The 11,648-nt window shown below is 51.1% G+C and carries 11 protein-coding genes; 7 read left to right on the top strand and 4 right to left on the bottom strand.

All coding sequences use genetic code 11. From position 1 onward, the window contains the following. The first annotated feature begins 62 nt into the window (after nt 1–62). From AKG35_RS03415 to AKG35_RS03390, 6 genes are all read left to right on the top strand, one after another. Nucleotides 63–419: an STAS domain-containing protein gene (locus AKG35_RS03415; RefSeq protein ID WP_080502861.1), complete on the top strand. Its 357-nt coding sequence runs from the start codon at nt 63–65 to the stop codon at nt 417–419. Beyond that, complete coding sequence (locus tag AKG35_RS03410) at nt 416–823, top strand: Mini-ribonuclease 3 (RefSeq protein WP_011130030.1); 408 nt, start codon at nt 416–418, stop codon at nt 821–823. Before AKG35_RS03415 ends, AKG35_RS03410 begins: the two co-directional genes overlap by 4 nt. Before the next feature lie 14 nt (nt 824–837). Further along, a complete protein-coding gene (gene rlmB, locus AKG35_RS03405; RefSeq protein ID WP_011130029.1) occupies nt 838–2,445 on the top strand; it encodes a 23S rRNA (guanosine(2251)-2'-O)-methyltransferase RlmB in 1,608 nt (535 codons plus the stop codon). Between the two features lie 44 nt (nt 2,446–2,489). Then, nucleotides 2,490–2,786, top strand: coding sequence for a DUF1816 domain-containing protein (locus tag AKG35_RS03400; protein ID WP_080502878.1), 297 nt, complete (start codon nt 2,490–2,492; stop codon nt 2,784–2,786). Nucleotides 2,787–2,822: 36 nt separating this feature from the next. Next, nucleotides 2,823–4,283: an Asp-tRNA(Asn)/Glu-tRNA(Gln) amidotransferase subunit GatA gene (gene gatA / locus AKG35_RS03395; protein ID WP_011130027.1), complete on the top strand. Its 1,461-nt coding sequence runs from the start codon at nt 2,823–2,825 to the stop codon at nt 4,281–4,283. 76 nt (nt 4,284–4,359) lie between these two features. Further along, complete coding sequence (locus AKG35_RS03390; protein WP_011130026.1) at nt 4,360–7,875, top strand: DNA polymerase III subunit alpha; 3,516 nt, start codon at nt 4,360–4,362, stop codon at nt 7,873–7,875. On the opposite strand, the gene AKG35_RS03385 is transcribed toward AKG35_RS03390, so the two are convergent. Genes AKG35_RS03385 through ruvA form a run of 3 tightly spaced genes read right to left on the bottom strand, consistent with a single transcriptional unit; the run spans nt 7,864 to nt 9,391 of the window. Continuing rightward, entirely contained in the window at nt 7,864–8,349 is a 486-nt protein-coding gene (locus AKG35_RS03385) for a PAM68 family protein (RefSeq protein ID WP_011130025.1), read from the bottom strand. The genes AKG35_RS03390 and AKG35_RS03385 overlap by 12 nt on opposite strands. 36 nt (nt 8,350–8,385) lie before the next feature. Then, nucleotides 8,386–8,655, bottom strand: coding sequence for a 30S ribosomal protein S15 (gene rpsO, locus AKG35_RS03380; RefSeq protein ID WP_011130024.1), 270 nt, complete (start codon nt 8,653–8,655; stop codon nt 8,386–8,388). A gap of 58 nt (nt 8,656–8,713) precedes the next feature. After that, nucleotides 8,714–9,391 (bottom strand): Holliday junction branch migration protein RuvA, encoded by a 678-nt coding sequence (ruvA, locus tag AKG35_RS03375; protein WP_011130023.1) that lies wholly within the window; start codon nt 9,389–9,391, stop codon nt 8,714–8,716. Nucleotides 9,392–10,238: 847 nt separating this feature from the next. On the opposite strand from ruvA, the gene AKG35_RS03370 reads away from it, so the two are divergent. Further along, nucleotides 10,239–10,466: a hypothetical protein gene (locus tag AKG35_RS03370; protein ID WP_041384320.1), complete on the top strand. Its 228-nt coding sequence runs from the start codon at nt 10,239–10,241 to the stop codon at nt 10,464–10,466. Nucleotides 10,467–10,675: 209 nt separating this feature from the next. Here AKG35_RS03370 and AKG35_RS03365 read toward each other — a convergent pair whose 3' ends face one another. Then, nucleotides 10,676–11,590 carry a DMT family transporter gene (locus AKG35_RS03365; protein WP_011130022.1) on the bottom strand — a complete coding sequence of 305 codons (915 nt, stop codon included), beginning with the start codon at nt 11,588–11,590 and terminating at the stop codon, nt 10,676–10,678. Between the last annotated feature and the right edge of the window lie 58 nt (nt 11,591–11,648).

Raw genomic sequence — 11,648 nt, 5'->3', positions numbered from 1 at the left:
GATCACTCAGTATCACTACACTTCGTGCCATTGCGTCCCGGGGGACTGGTCCCATCACAGAATTGCAGCGACTGACCGTTTCTCTAAGAGGGGGTTTTGAACGTCGGCAGGGTTGTCTGGTGTTCCAGTTCACTGGACAGCTAGACGCTTATTCCGAGAAGCAGTTCATCACCTACGTAGAGGATGTGCTCATGGCCAATGCTGCTCCTTTGGTTATTGACCTGAACAAGATTGACTTTCTTGACTCTTCTGGTCTAGGGGCTTTGGTTCAAACTGCCAAGAAGTGCACCGATGCCAAACGGTCATTTGCCCTTGTGGGCAATGCAAGGGTCGTCCAAACTGTGAAACTTGTGCGGCTTGAGGATTTTCTCCACCTGGCAGTTGATCTGCGTACGGCTTTAAATCAGTTGAAGGCTTGAACAATTGGATTCGTAGTCAGTCAGCGATTGGCGGTGCTAATGAACTGGGACCGTTGCAGTTGGCTTGGCTTGGTGATGCTGTTTGGGAATTGCATCAGCGTCTGCGTCATTGTTACCAACCTGGCAGATCTGAAGATCTCCACCGAGCTGTTGTTGACGAGGTTAAGGCCGCTGCGCAGGCAGAAGCTCTGCTTCGCTTAGATCCGCATCTTTCAGATCTTGAGAAGGATTTGGTACGGCGAGGTCGTAACAAATCCGGACGAGGACCACGCCGTGGAGATGCAGCGACCTACGGCAAGGCCACAGGGTTTGAGACAATGGTTGGCTGGCTCTTTTTGCAGAATCCGGCGCGGCTTGCGCAGCTCTTGGATCAACTGGAGGAGACCGAACACGACTTGCTATAGCTTCTTCTCTTCTTATGAGCTCCCGCTTTGATCGCCGTTCAGGCAACCCCCCTCGTGGTGGTCGTCCTAGAGGAGGTCGTCCTGGTGGGATCCGACGGGATGGCGATGGGGTTTCTGGTCGATCTGCTTACGGAAGCCGCTCTTCCGGCAGCCGCCCATCGGGTGGTCGTTCCTCTGGACCGCGAGGGGTGTATCGCTCCAGGCCTGATGGAGAAGCTGGTGATAGCCCTTCAAAAGTATCCAATGGTGAAGGCTCTGGGCAGGGCCGTTTTAACCGTGATCGTTCTCGCTCTGAGCAGGGGCGTTTTAGCCGGGATCGGCCTCGCTCTGAACAAGGGCGTGCAAGTGAAACTGACAGAAAAGAGGCTCGTCGATTTCGTGATCAGAGGCCATCACGACGTCGCAGCGATGAACGGCTAGGGCGACGTCCCTCCTTGGGAGAACGTTCACGTCCTGCAGACAGGCAGTTGCCTTCAAAAAGATTCGATCCATCTACTTCGGATCGCGTTCCAGAGGCAGAAACATTCGGACCGGCTGCTGCCGATGATTTGCTTTGGGGACGTCATGCCAGCCAAGCTGCTCTGGAAGCTGGCCGCCCGATTCATCGCATCTGGTGCACATCAGATTTACGAAGCGCACCAAGGTTTTTGCAATTGCTTCGTGAGGCCAAGTCCTCAGGAGTACTGGTGGAAGAAGTTACCTGGGCTCGTCTCGGTCAACTCACAGGTGGTGCTGTGCATCAAGGAATTGTTCTACAGACTGCTGCCGCGGAGACCCTTGATTTGCAAAGTCTGATCGAGGGATGTGCGGGTCTTGGGGAATCGCCCCTTTTACTTGCCCTCGATGGCCTAACGGATCCCCACAATCTTGGCGCCATTATTCGATCTGCAGAGGCTCTAGGCGCCCATGGAGTTGTTCTCCCACAACGACGAAGTGCTGGTCTCACTGGTTCGGTGGCCAAGGTTGCAGCAGGCGCTTTGGAGCATCTACCAGTAGCGCGTGTCGTGAATCTCAATCGCTCTTTAGAAGCACTGAAGCAGGCGGGATATCGAGTTATTGGCCTGGCGGAGGAAGGGGACATCACCCTTCCAGATGTCGATCTAGACGGACCTTTAGTGATCGTAACGGGATCAGAGAAGCAGGGGATCTCTCTCCTAACTCGTCGCCATTGCGATCAGCTTGTACGCGTTCCATTGCGGGGGGTTACTCCCAGTCTGAATGCCTCTGTTGCTACTGCGATGTGTTTATACGAGGTTGCCCGTCGTGGCTGGATGAAGGGGGTTCATGGCCAAACTCCATCCCCCAGGATCGCGCGGCCTCAATGCCCTTTGCCGGTCATCTCTTGCGACTCCATTTCCGTGGAGTCAGAACCCATTGCCAAGACCAATCATTCGCCAATCCATCAGCCAGATGAGATTGAGCGGTTTGGGGAGGCTTTGCCATCCAGCTTGGCTAACCAGCAACTTTGTTCCAAAGATGATGAACCACCGATGGATCGCCAAATAGGGGATTTGCAGGCAGAAAGAACTTCGATTGAGGATGAGGATTTGCTGACCAGTCAGGATTGCAATTTTGACGTTTGTGAGGATCAATCACCTGATGAAGAGAGTGTTCAGCGTTGATCCAAAAATTCCTTCGCAGCCGACAGCGGAACACCAATTGGAACATGACGAGGCAAAATAATGCTCATCCGCAAACCTCAATCATGGGCTCATTGATTAGGCCCCTGCGTAGCCTCGTCAATGGCTTTGGTTTGGCTTGGTGGGCCAGGGTTGAAACCCGTGAACCAAATGTCACCTATTGGTTCGGCCCTTTTGTGACCCGAAAGAGTCTTGAGGTCAAGCTATCGACCTTCGTTGCGGATCTCTCTTTTGAGGGACCTGCGTCTGTGAATCACACCCTCGTGCGTTGTCGTCGCGTTGAGCCGCTGACGATCGCAGTCGAAGGCTGGTCAGACGACTGATAGCGTCGCTGCTGCACAGCACAGCACCGCAAGCCGATGGCGATCGCTGAATGGCGTCAGCAACTAAAGCTCGGCGAGGTTTCCGCCAGGGAACTCACAGATCACCAACTTGCTCGTATCGCAGTGGTGGATCCCACTCTGCACGCTTTTCTGGATATCACAGCAGATCGAGCTCGTGCCGATGCCGATCGCATCGATGAGGCCTTGGCTGCGGGTGAGTCTCTGCCACCTCTGGCTGGTGTGCCTTTGGCAATTAAGGACAACCTCTGCACGAAAGGAATACGCACCACCTGTTCCAGTCGAATGCTGGAAACCTTTGTGCCGCCCTATGAATCCACCGTCACTGAGCGCCTCTGGCAGGCCGGTGCTGTACTTCTCGGGAAAACAAATCTCGATGAGTTCGCCATGGGTAGCTCGACCGAGACATCTGCGTTTGGGGCTACATCCAATCCCTGGGATATCAGCCGTGTGCCGGGTGGCAGTTCTGGTGGCAGTGCAGCAGCTGTTGCGGCAGGTGAATGCATGGCTGCCTTGGGTTCGGATACTGGGGGCTCAATCCGTCAGCCCGCTTCATTTTGTGGAGTCGTAGGCCTTAAACCCACCTATGGCCGTGTCAGTCGTTGGGGTTTGGTGGCTTTTGCCAGTTCTCTTGACCAGGTTGGACCATTCACGACCAACGTGGCCGATGCTGCTGAGCTTTTACAAGTGATCGCAGGATCTGATCCTCGTGACTCCACTTGTCTCAATGTTGCTGTTCCCGATTATTGCTCTGCCCTTTCGCAACCAATGTCTGGGGTACGCATCGGCTTGATTCGTGAGTGCTTTGACCAAAACGGCTTGGATGCGCAAGTGAAGAGAACAGTTTTGACAGCTGCAGAGAAGCTGCAATCCTTGGGAGCGGAACTGGTTGAGGTGAGTTGCCCACGCTTTAGCGATGGCATCGCCACCTATTACGTGATTGCCCCATCGGAGGCTTCGGCCAACTTGGCGCGTTACGACGGGGTGAAGTACGGCTACCGAGCTGAAGGAGCTGATGCTCTAGCCGCGATGACAGCCCGAAGTCGCGCAGAGGGTTTTGGTAGCGAGGTGCAGCGACGCATCCTGATCGGCACCTATGCCCTCTCGGCTGGTTACATGGACGCTTACTACAAGAAAGCCCAGCAGGTCCGCACATTGATCCGTCAAGATTTTGATGCAGCCTTCCAAACGGTCGATGTGCTGCTGACACCCACATCACCTACCACTGCATTCAAAGCCGGTGCCCACGCTGATGATCCACTTGCCATGTACCTGGCTGACCTGCTGACGATCCCAGCCAACCTGGCTGGCTTACCTGCCATCAGTCTTCCCTGTGGATTCGATGACGATGGCCTTCCGATCGGGGTGCAGTTGATTGCAAATGTGCTGGAGGAGTCACGCCTCCTACAAGTGGCTTTTCACTATGAGCAAGCAGCAAACGTTATGGCAAATCACCCGCAGGGAAACTTCATTCCCTAAACGATCAATTGCACTAGATGCAGCGTTTGGCTACATGAACAACCCTGCATCTTGCGCCTCCTCCTAGGCTGGGGGCATGGCATTCGTTCCTCTTCACAACCACAGCGACTACAGCCTTCTGGACGGAGCTACACAGCTTCCCCAGATGGTGAAGCGAGCCAAGGAGCTAGGCATGCCCGCTCTGGCACTCACCGACCACGGTGTGATGTATGGCGCCATTGAACTGCTGAAGCTTTGCAAGAACGCTGAGATCAAGCCGATCATCGGCAATGAGATGTATGTGATCAACGGGTCTATTGAGGATCCGCAACCGAAGAAGGAGCGTCGTTATCACCTGGTGGTGCTTGCTAAGAACGCTGTTGGCTATCGCAATCTTGTGAAACTCACCAGCATTAGCCATCTGCGCGGCATGCGCGGCCGAGGCATCTTTGCAAGGCCATGCATTGATAAAGAACTGCTGAAGGCCTATAGCGAGGGGTTAATTGTTGCCACCGCTTGTCTTGGTGGGGAGATTCCTCAAGCCATCTTGCGCGGTCGCATTGATGTAGCAAGGGATGTGGCCCGTTGGTACCAGGAGGTCTTTGGCAAAGACTTCTATCTCGAAGTTCAGGATCACGGCTCGCCGGAAGACCGAATCGTCAATGTAGAGATTGTGAACATTGCCAAAGAACTAGGGATTGAGCTGATTGCGACCAATGACGCCCATTACCTCAGCAAGAACGATGTGGAGGCCCATGACGCCCTGCTTTGTGTGCTGACAGGCAAGTTGATCAGTGATGAGAAGCGTCTGCGCTACACAGGTACTGAATACATCAAGTCTGAACAGGAGATGGGACGGCTATTCGCCGATCATCTCGAACCTGATGTGCTGCAAAAGGCTATTGCCAACACAGCAGCCGTTGCCGAAAAAGTAGAGGAATACTCAATCCTCGGTAGTTATCAGATGCCTCGTTTCCCGATTCCTGAAGGACATAGCGCCGTGAGTTATCTACACGAGGTCTCTGAGCAGGGGCTACGGCAAAGGTTGAAACTGGCAACGACAGATCCAATTGATGACCATTACGGCGAAAGGCTCACCTATGAGCTGGGCGTGATGGAACAGATGGGCTTCCCCACCTATTTCCTGGTGGTATGGGATTACATCCGCTTTGCACGTGAACAGGGCATTCCAGTAGGACCAGGGAGGGGGTCAGCAGCTGGCTCACTCGTGGCATATGCCCTTGGTATTACCAACATTGACCCTGTTCAAAACGGATTGTTATTTGAGCGATTCCTTAATCCTGAGCGTAAGTCGATGCCTGATATTGACACTGATTTCTGTATTGAACGTCGTGGTGAGGTGATCGACTATGTCACGCGTCGTTACGGCGAAGACAAGGTTGCTCAAATTATCACTTTTAACCGAATGACATCCAAGGCCGTCTTGAAGGATGTAGCCCGGGTGCTTGATATTCCCTATGGAGATGCCGATCGACTTGCCAAGCTTATTCCCGTAGTAAGGGGAAAGCCTGCAAAACTAGCTGCGATGATCGGCAGCGATTCGCCGAATGCTGAATTCCGTGAGAAGTATCAGAACGATCCAGTAGTTACAAAATGGGTCGATATGGCGATGCGCATTGAAGGTACAAATAAAACCTTTGGCGTTCATGCCGCTGGAGTCGTCATTGCTGCTGAGCCCCTAGATGATCTTGTACCCCTTCAGCGCAATAACGATGGACAGGTAATTACTCAATACTTCATGGAGGATGTGGAGTCGATGGGGTTATTAAAGATGGATTTTCTTGGGCTCAAGAATCTCACCATGATTGACAAAACACTTGAGCTTGTTGAAGTCAGCAATGGAGAGAGAATTGATCCTGATCAATTGCCAACAGAGGATCCTGAAACTTTTGCCTTACTTGCAAGAGGAGATCTTGAGGGCATCTTTCAACTTGAATCGACTGGGATGAGACAGATTGTGCGTGACCTTCGCCCCTCATCTCTTGAAGATATATCCTCAATTTTAGCTTTGTACAGACCAGGTCCTCTGGATGCCGGATTGATTCCAAAATTTATCAATCGGAAACATGGTCGAGAGGCAATTGATTTTGCTCATGCTGCCCTTGAACCAATCCTTAAGGAGACTTACGGGATCATGGTTTACCAGGAGCAGATCATGAAAATTGCCCAGGATCTTGCTGGCTATTCTCTGGGCGAAGCTGACTTGCTACGGCGTGCAATGGGCAAGAAAAAGGTTTCAGAGATGCAGAAACATCGCAGTATTTTTGTTGAAGGAGCAAGTCGAAGTGGTGTTGATCAGAAGATCGCCGATGAGCTTTTCGACCAAATGGTTTTGTTCGCCGAATATTGCTTCAACAAGAGTCACTCAACAGCTTATGGCGCTGTTACTTATCAAACTGCCTATTTAAAGGCACATTATCCAGTTGCCTATATGGCGTCATTACTGACAGTAAATGCTGGCGCTAGTGACAAGGTGCAGCGCTATATCTCGAATTGCAATGCGATGGGAATTGAAGTGATGCCGCCAGATGTGAATGCTTCAGGGATTGATTTCACCCCTGCTGGTGATCGCATCTTGTTTGGTCTTTCTGCTGTGAGAAATCTTGGCGATGGTGCAATCAGGCAGCTAATTGCAAATCGCGATGGTGATGGCCCCTTTGTCTCCCTTGCCGATCTCTGTGATCGTCTGCCCTCCAATGTTCTGAATCGTCGCGGGTTGGAATCTCTTATTCATTGCGGAGCCCTAGATGCCATAGACCCTGAATCGAACCGGGCCCAGTTAATTGCCGACTTGGAGCTTCTGATCCACTGGGCTGCTTCTCGTGCCCGTGATCGACTCAGTGGTCAGGGCAACCTATTTGATCTTGTAGCTGGAGCAGCAGACGAGCAAACGTCTGATGAGCTGAGCACTGCACCCAAGGCAGCACCGGTTACCGACTACCCACCGACTGAAAAGCTGAGACTTGAAAAAGAGTTGGTTGGTTTCTACCTTTCTGATCACCCTCTCAAGCAGCTCACTGCTCCAGCTCAATTGCTGGCGCCCATTGGTCTTGCCAGCCTTGAGGATCAGCCTGACAAGGCGAAGGTCAGTGTGATCACGATGCTGACGGAGATGCGCCAAGTCACAACCCGCAAGGGCGATCGCATGGCAGTTCTCAACATTGAGGATCTCACCGGTAGTTGCGAAGCTGTGGTGTTCCCCAAGAGCTATGCCCGTCTATCAGATCACCTCATGTTGGAAGCGCGACTGCTCATCTGGGCCTCTGTTGATCGTCGCGACGACCGTATCCAATTGATCATTGATGATTGCCGCGCCATCGATGACCTACGACTGCTGTTGGTGGAGTTGATGCCTGATGAAGCCTGTGACATCACTGTGCAGCACAAGCTTCGGGAATGTCTCCATCAGCATCGCCCAGCCAAGGATGAATTTGGCGTGCGAGTGCCCGTGGTGGCAGCGGTTCGCCAGGGTCCCCAGGTGCGTTACGTATGCCTAGGTCATCAGTTCTGCGTTCGAGACGCTTCTGCTGCACTCAGTTCCCTTCAACAGCAGGCATTCAAAGCTCGATGCAGCGACCGACTATTTGTCTGATGTTTGTCCGGAATCCTTTGGCTTGTTCTCTGATTTTGAGCCAGGTTGATTAGCTTTGCTTGAATCGCGCATTCTTCCTATGTTGCGACCAATGTGTTCCAGTCCAAGCAGGCTGCCTGGGGCATCTTCCCAGCTGGCAGATAGAACCCCATAACTCAGTCCTATCAAGCCAACGAGGAAACAGGCTGCTGAAGTGATCAGCGTGATGAATGGTGAGATATCAGCAATGCCACGGCTCACAATCAGATAACTAACTACAAAAACACCCATCCCTGCAGCTGTAGGCAGACCCGAGGCGAAGATCACGCGCCGCAGCATGCGATTTGCCACTGGCTTTGGAATAGCCTGCTGACTGCTGGAAGTCGCTTTTGGTTTCTTGATCTTTGGCGATTTGGATCCCTTTTGGGGCAGGCTTTTGTTGGCCGTTCCACTCTTTTCTGGCTCGAAAGGCATAGCTTTGCTTCGTTCGGCCATCTGCTTAAGAATTAGAGGGAAATCGCCAAAAGGGATTTAACCGCGGATGCCTAGTTTGGTGATCAGGCCGTTGTAGCGCTGTTCACTTTTTCCGCGTACATAACTAAGCAGGCGCTTGCGACGACCAATCATCTTGAGCAGTCCCTGCCGGGATGAGAAGTCGTGCTTGTTCTCCTGCAGGTGCGAGCTGAGCTTTGTAATCCGCTCGCTAAGCATTGCCACTTGCACCTCCACAGACCCCGTATCGGTGCCATGGGTTTGGTTGGCATTGATCAGCTGTTGCTTTTCTGTTGTATCGAGCGACATGCTTGGCGTTTTGCCCTGAGAGACCAAAAAAACAATCTAACTCTTTGAGGACCATTGTTTAGGCAGCTTCCTGACTAAGCCAGCGCAGGCTTGCTCTCAGCCAGGCGTCAGTGTCGTCGATGGAAGGGACAGACTCAGGCATGTCACTGGCTCCTATTGCAGCACCGCTGGCCACAGCCCTTATGGCACGGCGTATTTCAAGATCTTCGTAGCCAAGGCCCCCGAGGGTGATCTGTAGCTCATGCAGACTTGAATCCTTGAGCTGATGCGAATCGATCACACCATTGTCCACCAGGGACATTCCAGGATCACGACAACTAAATTCAGCCAACTTTGTGCGCAATTCCACCGCAAGACGTTCGGCAGTGCGCTTGCCTACACCTTGAGCCTGACAAAGCTTGCGTAGGTCTCCCTGCACAATCGCCTCTACAAGTTCTCCGGTCTGACATTCCTCTAGAAGAGCGAGAGCCATCTGGGGCCCCACGCCGCTGACACCAATCAAGGTACGAAACATGTCCCGTTCTCGTCGTTCCGGGAAGCCAAACAAGCTGGATCCATCATCACGCTGCACCTGATGGATCCAGAGGATGAATGTGTTTTGCCCGTGCTCCATTTCGCTGAGATGGCGCGGTGCAATCTGAACCTCGTAACCAACACCAGCACAAGCCAGAACGACTCCTTGCCGAGTCCCTTGCTGCCAGGCTTCTACCTTTTGCCCTTGCAGCCAGCCAATCATAAGGTTGCTCTTGATGTCATCCATGCTGCCTGATCTGTCCAGCCTCTGCTTGATCGTTCGAGGATCTGATTAGAGCTTCTGGAGCTTGTTTTGCTTTGCGTAACCGGTCTAAAACTCAATTCCTGCAATGGTTATCAGTAGCCTCGCCAGTGGATGTTCGCCAGAAGCCTTGGTACTACAGATTGAGCTGCTGCAAACCGCTATTACCAGCCTCCTAGATCTTAAGAGGAGGAGTTGTGCAGATAGGAGTGGAGTGCATGTTGACAAGCGAGATAACAGTCATCTACGTGAGAATTGGGTCTTGGGGGGTAATGGGTGACTTTGCTTAACAGCTACCTAGTGATTCACTACCTGTAGAAAGTTCGTTAAATAATTTCTAGAGCATTTTTTAAAAAGGGTAAGTTGTATTTGCCTGTCTATTTATGACCATCTTCAGAAGAGAAGCCCAAACTGTCTACTCAAAGAAGAACTAGAACCTCGATACCGTTTTGCCTATAGGCTTGACGAGGTTAGACAAGCTCATCTACTGAGTAAAGCTAGACTCAATAGACCCCATTGATTTTGGACAAGTATAATCTACAAGTTCTGGTTTTCTCTTTCAGGCTTTCACCCTTCTCCTTATTCCAACCTTTACCCTTAATAATTGAGTCTTTTGCGGGATGATAGCTATACAAGACCTCTAGCTTACTTCTACACTCGTTTATCTTGTGGTCATTTATTGATATTGGTATTTGAGTTAAAATCCATACAACCAATCAACCCATAAAGATTCCGTCTCTTTTAGATACATGTGACTAGATTATCTCCTCACATGGCCTATCATTAGAATACCTAGCAGAAACACCTAATGACAGACGAAGAAACGAGGAACTCTCAGTACTGGGAAGAAAGATCCGAGGAACTCTCAAATGATGAGTTGAAAGGTGTTAGTGGTGGAATAGATAGTGTTCTATTTGAACTAAAATCTAATGACCAAAAAGATTCAGGGACTTCAGCAAAGAAAGCATTAGAGGACTTGGATGGTCAAGTTAAGGAAGATTCTGGGTTCAAGACCCACGGTGGGAGTAGTTTCTAGGTTGTTCTGACCCCATTTTAGGACCAGAAAAAGGGTTACAAGACTCCCCTACCAGCCTTGACTACCTACGACACGTTTCGACATCTTAAAAGTGACGACAGCTAATTCTCATCTGGTGCTCCTAGGCGTGCACTTTTAAGGTGTTTTTACAGAAGTTGCCACCCATTATTTACAACTCCATCAACAAGACTGAGGTCGCTATCTTGTTTTCATGTTGATTGCTTTAGGATATTTTCTTGTCTGCTTCTGAAGCTGATGAGTGTTGCTCCCAGTACCAACAGAGCTCCAATCACGAACCAGCCATCAACAGGTTCAGCAAACAACAGTACACCCCAGAGAGTTGCGAACAAAACTTGGAAATAGCCAATTGAACCTGCTGTAGCTGCTGGTAAAAGAGTTAATCCCTCGGTAATCCAGATTTGCCCAAGTTGGGTAAATAGGCCAATACCCAGTATCCAGAGCCAATCGATTCCAAGTGGCAAGACTCCCTGATTCCCGAGGAAGAGCAAGGCTATTGGTACTGATGTCAATGGAAAGTAGAAAACGATCACAAGTTGATGTTCCTGCTTGGAAAGCTCACGTACGCAGACGTAGGCCAGAGCTGTAAATAGAGCACCTGAAAGTGCAATAGAGACAGATAAAGGGGAGTAACCGGTGAAGCTTGTGCCAAGCCATGCGGGTTTTAAAACCAGGGTGATCCCCAACCAACCAAGAAATACTGCTATGCCAATACGAGGATGGATTCTTTCTCTTAAAAACATCCATGCCGCTAACGCAACAAAAGTTGGATAGGTGTATTGCAGAACAGTTGCTGTAGCAAGGGGTAAGGACGCCAAGGCGTCAAATACACAGAACAATGCCGCTGTGCCCAGCAGCCCTCGCAATAACAGCAACCTTTTACGGTGTCCCCAGGGGGAAACCCCAACCCGACTGAGCATGAACCGAGTAATTGCCAGGCTGATCAGAGATCTTGCAAACAAAATTTCTGCGACAGGCAAACGACCACCAAGGTGTTTGACGCAAACGGTCATCAAGCTGAAGGCCAGAGCGGCGAGCAGGAGTGATTTGAATCCACGCCATTGGCTGTTTGTCTGCGGTTGGTTGTTGCCCTGCATCGACATCATTCATCTCATCCGCAGAACTAAGGCAATGGCATAGTCAACAACACAAGAGAAGAGGCCA

This window comes from Prochlorococcus marinus str. MIT 9313 (genome assembly GCF_000011485.1).
In the GTDB taxonomy this organism is placed as follows: domain Bacteria; phylum Cyanobacteriota; class Cyanobacteriia; order PCC-6307; family Cyanobiaceae; genus Prochlorococcus; species Prochlorococcus marinus_D.
The sequence above is the reverse complement of the archived record's forward strand: the minus strand, read 5'-3'. Positions and strand labels throughout refer to the sequence as shown.